Source organism: Saprospira grandis (assembly GCF_027594745.1).
In the GTDB taxonomy this organism is placed as follows: Bacteria; Bacteroidota; Bacteroidia; order Chitinophagales; family Saprospiraceae; genus Saprospira; species Saprospira grandis.
On sequence record NZ_CP110854.1, the window covers coordinates 1,572,362 to 1,589,093 of the forward strand.

At 47.0% G+C, this 16,732-nt stretch carries 15 protein-coding genes; 6 read left to right on the forward strand and 9 right to left on the reverse strand.

The window, feature by feature from the left end:
* Positions 1 to 14: 14 nt before the first annotated feature.
* The gene (locus OP864_RS06250; protein ID WP_270100400.1) at positions 15 to 416 is read right to left on the reverse strand and encodes a transcriptional regulator; all 402 of its coding nucleotides are present in this window, start codon (positions 414 to 416) and stop codon (positions 15 to 17) included.
* A 155-nt stretch (positions 417 to 571) separates the two neighbouring features.
* On the opposite strand from OP864_RS06250, the gene OP864_RS06255 reads away from it, so the two are divergent.
* A complete protein-coding gene (locus OP864_RS06255; RefSeq protein ID WP_015691992.1) occupies positions 572 to 721 on the forward strand; it encodes a hypothetical protein in 150 nt (49 codons plus the stop codon).
* Positions 722 to 769: 48 nt separating this feature from the next.
* Here OP864_RS06255 and nadC read toward each other — a convergent pair whose 3' ends face one another.
* Complete coding sequence (gene nadC, locus OP864_RS06260) at positions 770 to 1,627, reverse strand: carboxylating nicotinate-nucleotide diphosphorylase (RefSeq protein WP_270100401.1); 858 nt, start codon at positions 1,625 to 1,627, stop codon at positions 770 to 772.
* A 230-nt stretch (positions 1,628 to 1,857) separates the two neighbouring features.
* On the opposite strand from nadC, the gene OP864_RS06265 reads away from it, so the two are divergent.
* From OP864_RS06265 to OP864_RS06275, 3 genes are all read left to right on the forward strand, one after another.
* Positions 1,858 to 2,262 (forward strand): DUF983 domain-containing protein, encoded by a 405-nt coding sequence (locus OP864_RS06265; RefSeq protein ID WP_270100402.1) that lies wholly within the window; start codon positions 1,858 to 1,860, stop codon positions 2,260 to 2,262.
* 94 nt (positions 2,263 to 2,356) lie between these two features.
* Positions 2,357 to 3,784, forward strand: a complete 1,428-nt coding sequence (locus OP864_RS06270; protein ID WP_270100403.1) for a hypothetical protein — start codon at positions 2,357 to 2,359, stop codon at positions 3,782 to 3,784.
* A 247-nt stretch (positions 3,785 to 4,031) separates the two neighbouring features.
* Entirely contained in the window at positions 4,032 to 4,862 is an 831-nt protein-coding gene (locus tag OP864_RS06275) for a hypothetical protein (RefSeq protein ID WP_270100404.1), read from the forward strand.
* Between the two features lie 59 nt (positions 4,863 to 4,921).
* On the opposite strand, the gene OP864_RS06280 is transcribed toward OP864_RS06275, so the two are convergent.
* From OP864_RS06280 to OP864_RS06295, 4 genes are all read right to left on the reverse strand, one after another.
* Positions 4,922 to 5,656 (reverse strand): hypothetical protein, encoded by a 735-nt coding sequence (locus OP864_RS06280; protein ID WP_270100405.1) that lies wholly within the window; start codon positions 5,654 to 5,656, stop codon positions 4,922 to 4,924.
* Positions 5,657 to 5,773: 117 nt separating this feature from the next.
* Positions 5,774 to 7,405: an autotransporter outer membrane beta-barrel domain-containing protein gene (locus tag OP864_RS06285; RefSeq protein ID WP_270100406.1), complete on the reverse strand. Its 1,632-nt coding sequence runs from the start codon at positions 7,403 to 7,405 to the stop codon at positions 5,774 to 5,776.
* A 366-nt stretch (positions 7,406 to 7,771) separates the two neighbouring features.
* Positions 7,772 to 9,430, reverse strand: a complete 1,659-nt coding sequence (recN, locus tag OP864_RS06290) for a DNA repair protein RecN (protein WP_270100407.1) — start codon at positions 9,428 to 9,430, stop codon at positions 7,772 to 7,774.
* 319 nt (positions 9,431 to 9,749) lie between these two features.
* On the reverse strand, positions 9,750 to 9,914 hold the full coding sequence (locus OP864_RS06295; protein WP_015692002.1) for a hypothetical protein: 165 nt from the start codon (positions 9,912 to 9,914) through the stop codon (positions 9,750 to 9,752).
* A 312-nt stretch (positions 9,915 to 10,226) separates the two neighbouring features.
* On the opposite strand from OP864_RS06295, the gene OP864_RS06300 reads away from it, so the two are divergent.
* On the forward strand, positions 10,227 to 12,140 hold the full coding sequence (locus OP864_RS06300) for an AAA domain-containing protein (protein ID WP_270100408.1): 1,914 nt from the start codon (positions 10,227 to 10,229) through the stop codon (positions 12,138 to 12,140).
* Positions 12,141 to 12,167: 27 nt separating this feature from the next.
* On the forward strand, positions 12,168 to 12,914 hold the full coding sequence (locus OP864_RS06305; protein WP_270100409.1) for a 3'-5' exonuclease: 747 nt from the start codon (positions 12,168 to 12,170) through the stop codon (positions 12,912 to 12,914).
* Positions 12,915 to 12,983: 69 nt separating this feature from the next.
* Here the strand turns inward: OP864_RS06305 and OP864_RS06310 are convergent, their stop codons facing one another.
* The 3 genes from OP864_RS06310 to lpxA form a co-directional block, all read right to left on the reverse strand.
* Positions 12,984 to 14,156: a S1C family serine protease gene (locus OP864_RS06310; RefSeq protein WP_270100410.1), complete on the reverse strand. Its 1,173-nt coding sequence runs from the start codon at positions 14,154 to 14,156 to the stop codon at positions 12,984 to 12,986.
* A 1,154-nt stretch (positions 14,157 to 15,310) separates the two neighbouring features.
* Entirely contained in the window at positions 15,311 to 15,943 is a 633-nt protein-coding gene (locus OP864_RS06315) for an ABC transporter ATP-binding protein (RefSeq protein ID WP_270100411.1), read from the reverse strand.
* A 3-nt stretch (positions 15,944 to 15,946) separates the two neighbouring features.
* Positions 15,947 to 16,732 carry an acyl-ACP--UDP-N-acetylglucosamine O-acyltransferase gene (gene lpxA, locus OP864_RS06320; RefSeq protein WP_270100412.1) on the reverse strand — a complete coding sequence of 262 codons (786 nt, stop codon included), beginning with the start codon at positions 16,730 to 16,732 and terminating at the stop codon, positions 15,947 to 15,949.

Consider the following 16,732-nt stretch of genomic DNA (forward strand, 5'->3'; position numbering starts at 1 on the left):
ATAGACAAAATCTATTAGCCATTTATTAAACAGCTACTAATTGCCTGCTCCAATTTGTTTAATGGGCCCGAAAGAGAGAAATAGGCATTGGCGCCAGCTGCTGCACAAAGCGCAATTAGGCTAGGACTCTCATGCTGATCGACCACAAAAATAGGCGCATCTGGATAAGCATCTCTTAAGGTTTTGAGGCATTCTACTCCTTTCTGGTAGGCGTCATCGGTATTGATAATAAAAATATTGGTTTGGCTCAGCTGTTCTTTTTGCTCATTGAGCCAACAGGAGGCACAAGCCGGCAAGGCTAGATAAGCTAGCGCAAGACGGCTCTGCTCGGCCAGGAGCTCGGCCAAGGTTTCAGATACCAACTTATTTTGTCCTAAAATCAATAATTGCATGCCAGCCATTTCAAATGGGTTCATTAAACATTCAATTATATAAAGTCGGCTGCTTTTCTACATCAAAGAAGTTCTTAATCCTATAATTTAGGCGTTTTACCTAATCTACAGGCATTTATGGACCAATTTTTGATTATCTAAAAAAGAACATTTACTTAGCCCTCATTTCTAAAAAATATATGCTACTAGTTATTACCCTTTATATTCTCATTTTCTCACAACTCCTCCGCTCTATTTGGGAAGAAGGCAGCCTGGTCTACAAAGACCCCAAGTTTTGGCTACAGCTCTTCTCTATTTTTATAGTGGCCTACGTCTATATTGGGATCTAGTAAAAAAGCCGCTGAAGGAGTATTCCTTCAGCGGCTTTTCTGTTGAATCTAGCTTTTTTTCAAGCTCAGGTCCAAACTCTGAAAAGAGTGGGTTAATGCCCCTACCGAAATAAAATCGACGCCCGTTTCGGCATAAGCCCTAAGGTTTTCTAAGGTGATGCCTCCCGAGGCCTCGGTCTCAAATTCTCCTTTAATTTTGGCCAAGGCGGTTTTGATTTCTGCCGGACTAAAATTGTCCAACATGATCCGATCCACCTGCCCCATTTCCAAAACGGCTTCTAGCTCGGCCATATCCCGCACCTCTACCGTAATGGCCAAATCCTTGTTTTCGGCCACCAAATAAAATAACACTTGCTGAATGGCCGTCTGCACATCCCCACAAAAATCAATATGATTATCCTTAATCATAATTCGGTCATATAAACCCGTTCTGTAGTTGTTGCCTCCGCCAATGCGCACCGCCCATTTTTCTAAAAAACGTAGCGTAGGCGTTGTTTTTCGCGTATCTAATAACTGCACCTTCAAACCCACTACTTCTTCTACATAACGAGCCGTCAAACTGGCAATTCCACTCATCCGCTGCATGCAGTTCAAAATTAGGCGCTCTACCTTCAAAATGCTTTGGCTAGGCCCCGACAAACGAAAGGCAATATCGCCTACCGCCACCTTGGCCCCATCTTCCAAAAATACCTCTATGCTCAATTCAGGCGTAAGCTGGGCCAAAATAGCCTTGGCCAACTCTACTCCAGCCAAAACTCCCGCATCTTTAACCAATAAATTGGCCGTCCCTTGGGCCTCCTTATCTATGCAGGCCAAAGAAGTATGATCCCCATCTCCTAGGTCTTCTTTGATCGCTCTATTGATAAAATCTTCTAATTCAACAGCATCAATTCCCTCAATTCTCATGTTTATACATTTATTTTATTGATAATCAAATTTTTAATTATTCTATTCTAGCTAAAACGAATAATAACTGTGATAGCCGTCACCTTGCCAAGCTGCCAAAAATACCTATATTTGTCATAGACAAACAAAGCGCTTGAACTCTTTTTTTTATCCATCATCCTGACGAGCTCAAGCCCAATACATCATCATCTGTGCCCTCTCATCAAGGACACTACAAATTGCAAATAATTATGGCTAAAAGAGGAAAAATCGCTGCCATTTTGCTCAACAAATGTCCCCGCTGCCATGAAGGCGATATGTTCAAAACTGGCATTACTGGCGGAATTTATAATATGCACGAAACCTGCCCCTACTGCGACCAACGCTTCGAAACAGAACCCGGTTTTTTCTGGGGCGCTATGTATATTGGCTATGGCCTCAGCGGTGGCTACATGCTCAGCTCTGTAACCCTACTTATGTTTGTTGCCGGACTTAGCGTGAATATGGCCTTTATGGTCGCTATTCTAGGCGCTATCGTGATCCTGCCTATCAATGCTCGCCTGGCCCGCTCTATCTGGATCCATATTTATGTGGGCTACGACAAAGAATTGGTCGATGAGATCGAAGAACAAAAACAACATGCCGTAGATGCCTAATTAAGGCCCCTACTCAAGATACTCTTGCGCACTTCCCTTTTTAGTTTCGGCTATGGGGGAAGTTTTTTATTTTATGGCCCTAATACTAGATAATATGATGAAGTATTTTTCTTTTTGGGCCTCCGCTGCGGCCTTTGGCCTTGCGGCGCTACGTTTCGGGGCTCGCAAGTCTGCTCGGCCCTTCGCCGCCAAGGCGGCTCGGTCTGGCCCTATGGGCCACCCCTCCACATCGCTAGGCCGCTCCACAAAAGGGCTCCGCTTTTGGCTGCTCGGCTTCGGCCTGCTTTTTTTATGCGCCCATAGCTCGGCCCAATTATCGCCCAAAGATAGCCTAGAACAAAAATATTGGCGCTACCGCTTTCGCTTTCTCAAAGAGTATATACGCCTGGGCCAAGGCCCCGGCCAATCTATCCCAATGGGGGCCAAAATGCCTACAGCCAATTGCCAAACCAACTGGCATATGCTCCGAGACAAATGTAGCACCCAAAAGGGCCAAGGACTAGTAGAATGGGGCGATGCCACCATCCACCTAGGCCTATATATGGCCACCCTCGCCCTAGAAGCCAAATTGCTCGAACAAAAAGGCCAAGACCGCTCAGCCTGCCTCAAAGAACTTTGGCTGGCCCTAGAAGCCTACGACCGCCTAGACAAACAAGCCGAAACCTTTTTGGGCCTCCCTCCTAGCCTCAATGGCTTTTTCATCCGAGATGATGTCCCCCCCGATTTTTATCTAGAATTTGATAGCGCCAATTGCTGCCGCGCCTCGGCTGCCTGCCAAAGCCCTAGCGCCAAAGATGGCTACTTCATTAGCCAAGACCAAGTCTTTTACCTCTATGTCGGTTGGCTGCTTACGGCCCAATTGCTAGAAGGCCAAAAGTACCAAGATAGCCTGCCTAGCTTTGATGAAAAAGTAGCGGGCCAAGTGCATCGGCTCTCTAGCTACTTTTTGCAAGAAAACTGGACCCTCAAAGCCCCAAATGGCGAAAAAATCCCCAACCAATGGGGAGGCGATCTGCGCATGCTCAATTATGCCCTAGCCGAAGGCGGCAACCGCCTAGCTGGCCCCTATACCGGCCAAAATTACCAAGGCGAAGGCAGCCAAGGCTGGGGCCTAGCCGCCTTTACCTTTTTGGGCTGGCGGCTGCCCATGCCCAAACACAATAGAGGCATGATTGTACAATCCGCCATCTTGGTCAATGCTTGGTCGGCCAAAAAGATGGCCCGCTACTGCCAACGCCACGACTTTATTGCCTGGGCCTTTGTAGACGCCATTGTCAACCGCAGAAAATTACATCGGTCCATAAAAATGAAAGAGATAGAACAGCTCTTGCAAAGCGCTCCCTGGGATGGCCCCTGCTTTGGCACCCCAGGCTGCCAAGAAGTGCCCGGCTGGATGGGCTTTGACCGCTGGGTACATCCCGAACTAAAAAATGGCAACCCCTGGGGCCGACATTTTGAATACAATGGTCTGGATTATATGCTGATGTATAATCTTTACCAATATTACCAAAGTCTAGATTAGGCGGCGAAGCCGCCGCAAAGGCGCGCAGCGCCTCGGCTGAGGGGCTGGAGCAGGGCCGCCGAAGGCGGCAGACCCAAGGCTTTTGAAGCAAAGCGAAAAAGCCTGCAGGGCCGAGCAGACCTGCGAGCTGCGCAATGGCCCGACCCGCCCGCAGGGCGGGGCAGCCCCAAAAACAAAAAACAGAAGAAAAAGCCTTAGTGAGATTAGCTAAAAATGCCTATCTTAGGAAAGCTAAAATGGATTAACTATGAATTTGACCGACGATAAAGACGACTTTGACTGGAACGAAGACGATTTTGATGAAGAGGATGACTTTTCTTGGGAGGAAGATGATTTTGAGGAAGAGGAAGAAGAGTTTTCTTGGGAAGAAGATGATTTTGCCCAAACAGAAGAGGAAGATTTTGATTGGAGCTTTGTAGAAGAAGAGGAAAAAGAGGGGGAAGAAACAGCGCCTTTGGCCGAGCAAGATGCTCAGGGCGACGACCTCCTTTCTAGTCTTTTTGGGGGACAAAAAGAAGCCGAAGAAGAGGCAGAACCCGCCCAAGAAGTGGGTTATTTGCCCATGCTTCAGGACAATAAAAAGGCCCGTTTAGATATTACCAAAAACTCGAAAGAGGACCATAGAACGCCTATGCGCTTTACCAAAAAAGAGGTAGAAGCGCAGTTAAAGAAGGACCTCAAATACTTTAAGGACCGCTGTAAATCTAAATTGGTCATTAAGCCCTTTTTTGTGATGGAAGCCTATCCCTACAAGAAAAAGAGTAGTGATTCGGACATTATGGACAGCAAAAATGTGGATGAAGACTACATTTTGGTCATTGGCCGCTTGCCCAAGCTTAGAGGAACCGAGGAATTTAAGGGCAAAGCTTATGTGAAGGGCCGGCTCACCTATTTGCCAGAGGGCCAATATGACCAAGGCTACCTAAAGCGGCATATGGGCCTATTGATTGATAAAAAATACAAGCGAATCAAGAAAAGTACGATTCGCAAACTGCTGGACCCCATCAAGAACCAGATGCGGAATGGCTGGCCCTTTGAGATTTATAAGGAACTTCCTCAGAAAGAGGAATTGAGCTAGATCTGGGGACAAAAAAAGCCGAGGCGAATGCCTCGGCTTTTTTTGTTTAGGGCCAAGAATTAGTTCTTGCGCCAGCTACAAACAGGGCCATCTTCTGCGGTATATTGGAAAGACTTGCCATCGGCGGCAAAGAGGATAAAATAGCTAGGGTTATCGGCTCTTTCGAAGCGTTGGTTGCCTCTATGGATATAGGTATAGCTGCGGTTATTGACCAACTGCGTCAATTCGATATTATTGAGCGTATCTCGGTTGAAGTTCAATTGGAAGCTAAAATTACCACAATCGGCCGTCCAATTTCCATTGATAAACTCTGGCTGCATAAAATCGATATCAAAATTGGAGAGCGGACCAACTTGCTTATAGATTTCGGCCGTCATTTCGGGAGTTCTGCCCTTCACCACCGAGCTCTTAATCTCTTTACTAATTGGGCTATGTGGGCGAATTTCATAGATCGTTCCGCCTGATTTAGTTTTATAATTTGTCTTTTCGCCTACGGTCCAGCTTCCTCGGTTGGCAAAAAGGCCCTTCGTATTATGGATACGGACCACCGCTAGGCCCTCTTCCTCCATATTGAGCAAATCGCCAGCGGGCACCTCATAATACAAACTCTCATTGGTTACATTTTCTAATTTGCTTCGGATGAGGTACTGGTCCTTTTTCTTCTTTTTCTCTAGCATTTTATACTGATAGCTATACTGAATGCCATCTTTTTGGATAGAGCGCTCATCTGATTGCTGAGCCTGCAAGCTGCCCATAAAAAGTCCGAGAAAGGCGAGTAACAAATAGTTTTTCATAATTTAAAAGTTGCTTGTTAAGAAAATCAAAAGGGGCTTTGCAAAGGCTGGGCCAAAGAAAAAGGCGAGCCGAAATCGGCTCGCCTTTCTATAAGCAATTAGCGGGAGTTGCTTCTATTAGTCTAGAGTTGGACGTTCTGTCTTTTCCTCTTGGATTTGGATAGCGGGACGCTCTTCTTGTTGGTTGGCTACTTCTTTTTGCTTGGGAAGTAGGATTTTGGTCGTGGGTTGTTGTTTTTCGCTAGACTTGCGATAGAACATATACTGTTCTTTGGGTTGGCCATAGAGCTCGGGCTGTAGATATTTGCCGCTACGTTCTCCTTCTTTAAGAAGTTCTGCCTGGCGTTTTTCTGGATGAGCTTGTAGATAAGCATCATTGCGTTCTGCATAAACGGTCCAAGAAACTTTGGTTCCAGGCTTACCGGCCACTACAAAAGTATTATTCGTAATTTCCTCCAAAACATAAGGTTGCTGAGGCGTACCGATAGCCGTTAGTTGGTAGCTAAAGTTGGTGTTAATATCATCAAAGTAGCTAGGCAACTCGATAGTCGCATTTCCGTTAGCATCTAGTTGAGCGATACCTCTGTACATATTGAGGACCTCATTAGACTCGATAGAAAAATGCTTGAGCATTTTATTTTGGGGATCTTCGGGGTGGTCAATAACAAAGGTTTTAGTTCCTGAGGCCCCCATATCTCCATTTGAGTAGACGCCATAGAAGTTACCTGTACCTTCTACACCAATACCCCAACCTGCAGTGGGGGTAGAAGCACCAGCCACACCAATATGGTCAGCTACATCAGAGCCAGTATAAGAAAAGTCTCCTGCAGTAACAATACCTGTAATAGCATTAGACTGTTGTTGCCCAACGAAAACAGGACCTTGGCCCAAGTTGGTGGCAAAAACAGTTTCATCGGTATTTGTTGCGCCGTTAATATTAAACTCGGCATTACGGCCTTGGCTACCGGTATGGTTAATTAGCATACCGTGGCTAACGCCGCCTTGGGTAGCGGCAAAAGCAGCCCCCGCAATTGTACCTCCAGATGTTGGGCTAGCCGTATAGACATTGGCAAAAAAGCCATATACATCACCACCAGCAGTAGCGGGAGTTGTCGAGTTTCCATTATCGGCATCTACGATATAGCCAATACCATCCTGAACATCAAGGCTAATTGAGGCACCAGTCCCCCCAGCGGTGGTATGATCGCCCAAGAAACCCGTTTGGTCGGCACGGATAATATTGACAAAACCAATTCCATTGGTCACATCATTGTACATCCCGTTTCCTGTCGCATTTTGATAAACCATCATGCCATAGCCAGAACCAGAGTGATCGACCAACAAACCGGGGCGAGTATTACCCGCAGCTTGAATGAAGTATCCCCCAAAACCAGCTCCTGCATTATTGACTAAAAAACTGGCGATACCAGAAGGGCTAGCCGCATCCATATCTATTTCAATACCATGTCCTGCCCCTAGCTGCAAAAAGCGGGCGATAGAAGCATTGCTAGTGGTGAGCAAGTTTTGTGCATGTAGTGCGCGGTTTGTTCCAGCATTGCGCAAAAAGATAGCCGAGCTACCATTGGTCGTAATCGTGTGATTTACTTCAAGCGAGCTTCCTGCTGTTTCTGTTTGCAAGATATCTAATTTACCACTGGGTGCAGGCTCTCCAATACCCACATTTTGGGCCTGAAGCTGCAGGCCCATCATGGCTGCGCAAACTAGTGTTAGTGTAGTTTTAATTTTCATTTAGATACAAATTTGTTAAATGTTCTGAATATCATTTAGCGGCTAGTTACTTAAGGCCAAGCCTTAAACAAGCCTGTTGTTAGTTGAGCTCTATAAGGCAAAGAACAAACCAATTTCTTAGCTTACTAAGCTATAGAGCATAGTAAAATAAGGCCAAAAATATAATCCAGCAATTAAATTCGCTGATTTTTAACAGTTTACCCTAATCCACTTTTTCACATAAGTTCAGCTGTTAAAACGAATCAAATATTAAATCTGTTGCCTACCTCCTTATTCTAAGTTGTTACAAACTCCTTAAAAGAATAAAAGTTCGCTCCTTTTTATAAGGTACGAACTTTTATTCAACTTGGTTCTATCTCTAGGTTATTATCGGGCCAAGAGCTCTTTTGCATTGGCTTTGGCATAGGCAGAAGGCGGATTACCGCTCAGCATTTTGGCCAATTCCTCTACCCGTTCTTCTTCTTTTTCTAGTTCTTTTATGGCTGTCACAGTTCTATCTTTTATGACCTCTTTGTGCACAAAGTAGTGTTTACGGGCCTTGGCGGCTATTTGCGGCGAGTGCGTAATGCTCACTACCTGATGGGCTGCCGATAGCTGCTGCAAGATTTGCCCCATCTGCAAAGCCACCTCTCCAGAAACCCCCGTATCAATTTCATCAAAAATGAGGGTGGGCAAGGTAATCGCCCCCGCCATCATAGATTTTATACATAGGGCCAAACGCGAGAGCTCCCCCCCAGAGGCAATGCCCCGAATTTCTTCCAAGCGCCCCCCCTTATTAGCCGAAAACAAAAACCGCAGTTGGTCAATGCCCTTAGGGCCCAAATCCTTGGCCTCGGCAAGGTCTACCTTGAGACGAGCATATTTCATAGACAACTGCTGCAACAACTCTCTAAGCTGCCCCTCAAATGGACCAATAGCCTTTTCTCGCTTAGCCGATAAGGCCTTGCCCTGCTGCCAAAGCTGCTTTTCCTTCTTAATAATACTACTCTTGAGCTGCTCTATTTGGTCCTCCAAACCCTCAAAACCATCCAATTGCTGCTGCAATTCTTCCTGCAACTCCAAGAGCTCTTCCTCCGAAGCCAAATGATGCTTTTTCTGCAAGCGGAAAAGTAAATCCAAACGCTCATTGACCTCCTCCAAACGCTCATCATCATATTCCGTATCCTCCGCAATGCGATTCAACCCATTGCTCAATTCCTCCAACTCAAAACGCAGGCCCTCCAAACGCTCCGCCAATTCTGGCAAATCTTTCTGATAATCCGATACCGTATACAATTGATTGCTCATCACAGTCAATTGCTCACTCAAAGAAGGCTCCTCCTCCGTTAGGCCCATGACCAAGCCCGAAAGCACCCGCTTGATGTCCTCCGCATGGCTCAATTGCTTTTGCTCCTGCTCCAATTCTTCCTGCTCGCCCGCATAGAGCTCAGCCTCCAATAATTCCTTGAGCTGAAAGGCAATAAATTCCTGCTCCTTTAAGGCCGAACGCTGCTTGCGCTCCAAAGCCCGCAACTGGCTCTTCTCCCCCTCATATTGACCATACAATAATTCATATTTAGCCAAATCATCCAGATTGCCCGCCAAAGCATCCATAATATGCAACTGATAATCGGGCTCCTGTATATCTAAGGTGTCAAACTGCTGATGCACATCCAATAAACGGTCGGCAAGCGCCTTGAGCTGCTCCAATTTTACAGGACTATCATTGACAAAAGCCCGGGTTTTTCCCGATGGCCGAATCTCTCTGCGAATAATCGTCTGCTCCTGAAAATCTAAATCTAAGGCCTCAAATAAAGCCGAAAAACGACTGGCCGAAAGCAAAAACTCCGCCTCTACATAAGCCTTTTTATTCAAGTCATACAAGACCTTAGTATCGGCCCGCTTGCCCCGAATAAGGCCCAAAGCCCCCAATATAATAGACTTTCCCGCCCCAGTTTCTCCCGTAATAATGGTCAGGGCCTGATGAAAATCGAGCCGTACAAACTCGATAATCGCATAGTTTTCTATCTGTAAAGATTTTAGCATTATTGTCTGTCGCTTCTTGGGCTATGCCCGCTCTCAAAAAGGGTGTTTCACATTTATAACAAAGCTAAGGCTAAAGCTTGAATCTTAAAACAGATTGGCGCAAAAAAATGCAACTTTTTGTTTTTTATTTTCCTTTCTGCGACTTTCTGTTTGCTTTGGGGCTGCCCACTCGCTTCGCTCGGGTCGGGCTGTGTCAGGGCTCGCTGCTCGCTCGGCCCATCGCTTTTTCGCTTTGCTCAAAAGCTCGGTCTGGCCTTCGGCCCCCCTTATCCATCCCTCAGCCTGCGGCGCTAGGCGCCTGCAAAACCGCAAAATAAACCTACAACTTGCCCAATTGCTTGATCTTTTGCTCCCAGTCTTTTATCGTGGCCAATAACTGCCGCCCCTCTGCCCGCCCCTGCAAAAGCGATTTGTTGGCCTTATACATCTTTTTCATCTGACGCAATTCCTGCTGCATCTGCTTGATTAACTTCTTGCTTTTCATAATAATTAAGGTGACTACATTAAGTAATATACTAAATATAGGCAAGCTCAAAGAGATACGCAAGTTTCAACCCTCCTTTTTCGTATTTAAGTAAGTTTGAGCAAAGAAGGGCCATTTGGCCCAGCGCTGCGGAGCGGGTGCGGCGCAGCCGCAGACCGAGCTGCCGAAGGCAGCGAAGGGCCGAGCAGACCTGCGAGCCCCGCAGCATAGCGGCGGCCGAGCTAGGCGCAGCCTAGCCGGCCGCGGGCCCCAAAAAAAACAGAATTAGATGATATTCTCCGCAAACAGCTGTATATTTCCAAAAAGCAACAAATGAAAGCAACAGAAGAAATACAGGCCTTAATGGAGCTGCTAGAAGAAGAAAAGCAGGAAGAAATTAAGCAATATCGTTATTTGCTCGAGCAATTGCCCCTTAAAGAGCGCATAGAAAAGGGCGTTTGTTGGCATCCTGTTCGGCAAGAGCGGACGGGTTGGAGCTTGGGCGAGCACCCTTATGTGACCATCAGTCGGATGTATAATAAGGATCAGGCGCATAAGTTTCGGGCAGGGACCGTAGTGGGGATTTTCCCCAGTAGTAATTTTGAGCGCAAGAAGTCGATTTTTGAGTATGGAGTGGTGCAGTATATCAAGAAAGACGAGATGAAGATTGTCCTTTATGGCAAGGAATTGCCTTCTTGGGTGATGCATGAGCAAATTGGGGTACAGCTTGCTTTTGATGAGCGCTCTTATTTGGAAATGGGCAAGGCGCTTAAGTATGTGGCCGAGGCGCAAGACAATCGTTTGTCTGAATTGCGAGAGATTTTGTTGGGTAAAATGCCCGCTCGTTTTCAGGACCATCGTCGCCCTGGCGATTTGGGCCAACTGAATACTTCTCAGGCAGAAGCCGTACAGCAGATTTTGGCTGCCGAAGATGTGGCCGTAGTGCATGGCCCTCCTGGCACCGGAAAAACCACTACCCTAGTGGCCGCTATCAAAGAATTGGTCAAAAGAGAGAGTCCAGTTTTGGTTTGTGCCCCCTCTAATCCCGCCAGTGATTTGCTCACAGAACGCCTAGCCGATCAAGGCCTCAATGTGGTGCGGGTGGGGAATGTCTCTCGTCTAGACGAAAAAGTTTTGCAGCATAGTATTGAGGGCATTTTGCAAGATCGGGCCGAAATGAAGGAAGTTAAGAAAATGAAAAAAGAGGCCGCCGAGCTCTTCCGCAAAGCTGGAAAATTTAAGCGGAAATTTGGGCCCAACGAGCGCAATGAGCGTCGAGAAACCTATCAAGAAGCCAAAAACCTAATTCGTCATGCCCGCATGATGGAAGATTATGTGATTGAAAAGGTCCTATCAGAAGCCGATGCCATTTGTTGTACTTTGGTAAGCTCTATGAACCGCTATATCGAAAACCGCCGCTTTCATACGGTCGTCATTGATGAAGCCGCCCAAGCTTTGGAGCCCGCCTGTTGGATTGCCATCGCCAAGGCCGATAAGGTTATTTTAGCGGGCGACCCTTTTCAGCTTCCTCCCACCGTAAAAAGTAGAAAGGCGGCCCAAAAGGGGCTCTCCATCACCCTATTAGAAAAGGCCGTAGAGCGTTTGGACCGAGTGCAATTGCTCAAAACGCAATACCGTATGCATGAGCAAATCATGCAGTTTTCTAACCAATACTTCTATGAGGGCCAACTGCAGGCTGCCGACTTTGTAAAGAATTGGACCTTGGCCATGCGGCCCGGTGGAGATACTACCCCCGTAGAGTTTATTGATACCGCAGGCTGTAGCTTTGATGAAAAAATCAACCCCGAAACCCTTAGCTCCTACAACCCCGAAGAATATTATATCTTAAGACAGCATTTGGACCATCTGCTTAGCTTTGCCGACAAGCAAGTTCGACCCAGCATTGCCGTTATTTCGCCCTATCGGGAGCAGGTTCGTTTTATGCAAGAACAGATGGAAACAGATTTTGACCATTTTCCTGATGACGATATTACCATAGACACCATTGATGCCTTTCAGGGCCAAGAGCGAGATGTGGTCTATATTAGCCTGGTCCGTTCTAATGAAAGGGGAGAAATTGGCTTTCTCAAGGATACCCGCCGCCTCAATGTGGCCATGACCAGAGCCCGAAAAAAGCTCATCATCATTGGAGATAGTGCTACCTTGGGCCAACATCCATTTTATCAATCATTTATGGACTACTGCGAGAAGCATGGCAAATACGCCAGCGCTTGGGAGTGGATGTAGACAAAAACAGACAAAACAAAACTAGATATGGGATTACAACTAGAACGCCCCTTGGTCTTCTTTGACCTAGAGACCACAGGAACCAGCATTGTTAATGATCGAATTGTACAAATTGGCGCCATCAAATTATTTCCAGATGGCCGCACCGAAGTCAAAAACCGCTTGGTCAACCCCCAAATGCCTATTCCAGAAGGTGCCTCCGCCGTGCATGGCATTTATGATAAGGATGTAGTCAATGAACCTAAGTTTCGCCAATTGGCCAAGGCCTTCTATGGCTGGCTCAAGGATAGCGACCTAGCGGGCTACAACTCCGATAACTTTGATATTCCCATGCTAGCCGAGGAGTTTGCTCGTGCAGGCATAGAATACCCTACGCCCGACACCCATTTTGTAGATGTCATCAAGCTAGAGCGCTATGTGAATAGCCATAAGTTGGGCGATACCTATCAGCGCTATACTGGCGAGGAACTATTAGATGCCCATGATGCTATTGCCGATATTGAGGCCACAAAAACGATCCTCGAAAAGCAATTGGAGAAACATGATGATCTGCCCATTACGGTCAAGGAACTAGAAGCCCTATTTGTTGAAGACGGTAAAGAACGTGTGGATTTCGCCGGCAAGATTTACCGCCATGAAGGTGAGCTCTACTGGAACTTTGGCAAACTAAGAGACCAGCCCATCCGCGCCGATAAAGGCTATGCCGATTGGGTCCTTAGAGGCGAATTTGCCGAAAATACCAAGAAGTTTGTACGAGCCGTTTTTGAGGGTTAGTCCTACCCCCTAACCCAAAAAGCCCAGCGCTATGCGCTGGGCTTTTTTCATTTTCCTCTCTCCCCTACTCTATTCTTTCAACTTCATGTTGAGTTCTAGTTCTTTCTTTCCTCTTTTTACCTTGACTCGGACGGTGTCGCCCGGGTCACGGCTCCCCACTTTCTCTTGCAGTTCATTAACCGAGCGAACGCTTTGCCCATCAATGCCCACAATGACATCTCCTTTTTTGATGCCGGCATCCTTGGCCGCTCCCCCATCAATCAATTCCGAAACAAAAACGCCCTGACTCACAAACAGGCCCTCTTGCTTGGCAAAATCACTATCCACATCCATAATCATTACGCCCAAATAAGCGCGGTGCACCTCTCCATACTCCATCAAATCGCCCACTACTTTTTTTACTAGGTTAATGGGCACGGCAAATGAATAGCCCGCATAGGTCCCCGTAGGGGTCGCAATGGCCGTATTGATGCCCAGCAGTTTCCCTTCGGCATTGACCAAAGCACCACCGCTATTTCCAGGATTTACCGCCGCATCGGTCTGAATAAATGACTCGATGCTCGCTTTGCGATTGCCCAAAATGTTGATATTTCTGCCCTTGGCCGAAACAATACCCGCCGTTACGGTAAAATTCAAATCAAAGGGATTGCCCACAGCCAAGACCCACTCCCCAACTTTGGTCTCATCAGAGTTAGAGAGCTCTACGCTAGGCAAATTGGGCGCCTTGATTTTTAGGACAGCCAGATCAGTAGAAGGATCGGTCCCCACCAATTCGGCCTTATATTTTCTTCGGTCATAAAGGGTCACTTCGATTTCTGTGGCCCCCTCAATGACATGATTATTCGTAACAATATACCCCTGCTTACCAATAATTACCCCCGAACCCGTCGATTGGTTGTCTCGAGGACGGCCAAAAAGCTCCATATAGACCTCCTCTCTCCGAGAACGAGGCTTAAATCGACTAATAGAAGTAACATTGACCACCGCTGGCATGACTTTTTCGGCTGCCGCAGAAAAATCAATAGGCGCCCGAGCCCCTCCCATATTATGGGCCAATTGACCCAGCTCTTCTTGAGCCTTCGGAAGCTGTTCTTTGGGGCTTTCTTTGGGCAATTGGGCCACTGTTTCGGTCTTAATTTCTACGGCCTGAACCGAGGATTTGGCCGGTAAGAGATAACTGGCGCCAAGGACCAATAGTCCGCCCGCCAAACCAGAAAATAGATGCGAAAGATTGGGCTTCATAGCTAGTTTTTTTTCTCGTTTTTTAATGTTTTTCATCGCCCTATTAAACGGCCCATTTTTTTTTGAGGTTGCTCTTTCCTCCCAACTTAACGTCTTTTTAAAATTTTTAGGGTTTTATTTTGGGGCCCGCGGCCGGCTAGGCTTCGCCTAGGTCGGCCGCCGCTATGCTACGGGGCTCACAAGTCTGTTCGGCCCTGCGCTGCCTTCGGCAGCTGGGTCTGCGGCTGCGCCGCACCCACTCCGCAGCGCTGGGCCAAGGACCGCCCGGGCAAAGGAGCTTGGCCCAAAGAAATAAGAGAGAAAATAAGGCAATTGGCTTATTTCCCTGCTGAGGATAGCTAAGCAAATTGCTGTAGGGGGATAGGCCATAAAGCAGAACAGCTCTTTTAGAGCGCCCCCAGCGCATTCGCTGGAAAAAAAATGCTCTTTTAGACTCCCTCAGACCATTCGCTGGAAAAATAGATAAGCATTGCAACTGCATGGGAGCATTCGCTGGAAAAAAAATGCTCTTTTAGACTCCCTCAGACCGTTCGCTGGAAAAATAGATAAGCATTGCAACTGCATGGGAGCATTCGCTGGAAAAAAAATGCTCTTTTAGACTCCCTCAGACCGTTCGCTGGAAAAATAGATAAGCATTGTACCTGCATGGGAGCATTCGCTGGAAAAAAAATGCTCTTTTAGACTCCCTCAGACCATTCGCTGGAAAAATAGATAGGCATTGCAACTGCATGGGAGCATTCGCTGGAAAAAAAACGCTCTTTTAGACTCCCTCAGACCATTCGCTGGAAAATAGATAGGCATTGCAGCCCTTTGAGCTTATTGCTTGTTTTCGGAGCTGGGCAAAGGGGCTGTTTTGCTGCTATTTTTGAGGAGGGAGGGCAGCAAAAAGGCCCAACCAGCCAAGGGATTCCTTAAGGAATCCCGTAAAGGGGTGGGTGGGCGGGGATATATTAACGCATGAGGAGCGAAGCGACGAATACCGCTTTATGGGTTTTGCAGGCGGCAAAGCCGCCGCAGGCTGAGGGATGGATAGTAGTGGCCCGAAGGGCCAGACCAAGGCGCTTGCGCCGATGGGCCGAGCAGACCTGCGAGCTACGGCACAGCCCGACCCGCCCGCAGGGCGGGGCAGCCCCATAAAAAAAAGCAAGCCATAACTAGCTTGCTTTAAAATCTTCTATTTGTAGTTGTTTTTGACAGAGCAGCAGATCCTCCTCTACATTAGAGGCAATAATACAAAGTCTATTGGGAAGGCCATAGCGTTCGAGCAGGTCTTGAAACCAAGCCACGGCTTTTCGGTCTAGGGTAATACTGGGTTCATCGAGTAAGAGCAGCGGGCTTTCGCTCAGGAGGGCCAGACTTAGCTTGAGGCGTTGTTTCATCCCCGAAGAAAAGAACTGGATCGGTTTATTTTTGGCCGACTTAGGCAGGCCAGAGAGCTCAAAAAGATCTTGGGGGGAAATGCCAGGCAAGAGCGGTTTAAACTGTCGATGAAAATCTACCGCCTCCATCAGGCTCAGCTCCTCGATCAGTTGCACATAAGGGCCGAGATAATTACAATATTGAAAAACGTTCTCTCTATCTAGCGGCTTGCCATTATAAGTATACTTCAATTGGCCGGCAGAGGGAGACAAAAAGCCCGAAAGGCATTGGAGCAGGGTCGATTTTCCGGCCCCATTATGTCCACGAATAGCATAAGCCGTATTGGCCTCAAAAGTATAATTGAGGCCCTTAAAAATCCATTCGTAGCGGTAGCGCTTACCCAAATTTTGGAGATCAATAGAAAGCATAGACTAGGCATTTGAGCGCAGGCCCTTAACGATGCCTATTTCGGAATCTTCTATAAACGCTAAGATTTGTTCTTTTTCCTTAGAGTGATCTAAAGCATCAATATTTGCTAATGCATCTGCACGGCTCTGTTTGGCCACAAAAAGCTGATGGTAAATATCTTGGATCGCCTCGATAGTTTCTACTGAAAACCCTCTGCGTTTCAGGCCAATCACATTTACGCCAATATAGGAAGCGGGATAATGAGCCACACGGACAAAAGGAGGAACATCTTTATTGAGTAGTACTCCACCGCCCAGCATAGCATGAGCGCCAATTCGGGTAAACTGATGCACGGCCGACATACCGCCAAGGATCACATAATCTTCTAGCTCTACATGTCCGGCCAAAGTACTATTATTGGCCAGCACACAATGATTGCCCACAATACAATCGTGGGCAATATGTACATAAGCCATGAGCAAGCAATTGCTGCCCACCACTGTTTTCTCGTTAGCTGCCGTACCACGATTGAGCGTACAATACTCTCGGATAATGGTATTATCGCCTACTTCTAGGGTAGAGTATTCACCTTTAAACTTAAGATCTTGGGGGGCGGCGCCAATGATTGCGCCAGGAAAGATCTGGCAATTTTGGCCAATTCGGCTACCAGACATAATCACGGCATTGGGGCCAATTTGGGTGCCATCACCAATAACAACATCCTCTTCGATGGTAACGAAAGGACTAATTTTTACATTTTTGCCAATTTTGGCCTTGGGACTGACAACAGCTAGCGGATGATGATTCAC

Coding starts and splice junctions, on each gene's coding strand:
- OP864_RS06250 (WP_270100400.1), bottom strand. CDS start 416: ATGAACCCATTTGAAATGGCTGGCATGCAATTATTGATTTTAGGACAA.
- OP864_RS06255 (WP_015691992.1), top strand. CDS start 572: ATGCTACTAGTTATTACCCTTTATATTCTCATTTTCTCACAACTCCTC.
- nadC (WP_270100401.1), bottom strand. CDS start 1,627: ATGAGAATTGAGGGAATTGATGCTGTTGAATTAGAAGATTTTATCAAT.
- OP864_RS06265 (WP_270100402.1), top strand. CDS start 1,858: ATGGCTAAAAGAGGAAAAATCGCTGCCATTTTGCTCAACAAATGTCCC.
- OP864_RS06270 (WP_270100403.1), top strand. CDS start 2,357: ATGATGAAGTATTTTTCTTTTTGGGCCTCCGCTGCGGCCTTTGGCCTT.
- OP864_RS06275 (WP_270100404.1), top strand. CDS start 4,032: ATGAATTTGACCGACGATAAAGACGACTTTGACTGGAACGAAGACGAT.
- OP864_RS06280 (WP_270100405.1), bottom strand. CDS start 5,656: ATGAAAAACTATTTGTTACTCGCCTTTCTCGGACTTTTTATGGGCAGC.
- OP864_RS06285 (WP_270100406.1), bottom strand. CDS start 7,405: ATGAAAATTAAAACTACACTAACACTAGTTTGCGCAGCCATGATGGGC.
- recN (WP_270100407.1), bottom strand. CDS start 9,430: ATGCTAAAATCTTTACAGATAGAAAACTATGCGATTATCGAGTTTGTA.
- OP864_RS06295 (WP_015692002.1), bottom strand. CDS start 9,914: ATGAAAAGCAAGAAGTTAATCAAGCAGATGCAGCAGGAATTGCGTCAG.
- OP864_RS06300 (WP_270100408.1), top strand. CDS start 10,227: ATGAAAGCAACAGAAGAAATACAGGCCTTAATGGAGCTGCTAGAAGAA.
- OP864_RS06305 (WP_270100409.1), top strand. CDS start 12,168: ATGGGATTACAACTAGAACGCCCCTTGGTCTTCTTTGACCTAGAGACC.
- OP864_RS06310 (WP_270100410.1), bottom strand. CDS start 14,156: ATGAAGCCCAATCTTTCGCATCTATTTTCTGGTTTGGCGGGCGGACTA.
- OP864_RS06315 (WP_270100411.1), bottom strand. CDS start 15,943: ATGCTTTCTATTGATCTCCAAAATTTGGGTAAGCGCTACCGCTACGAA.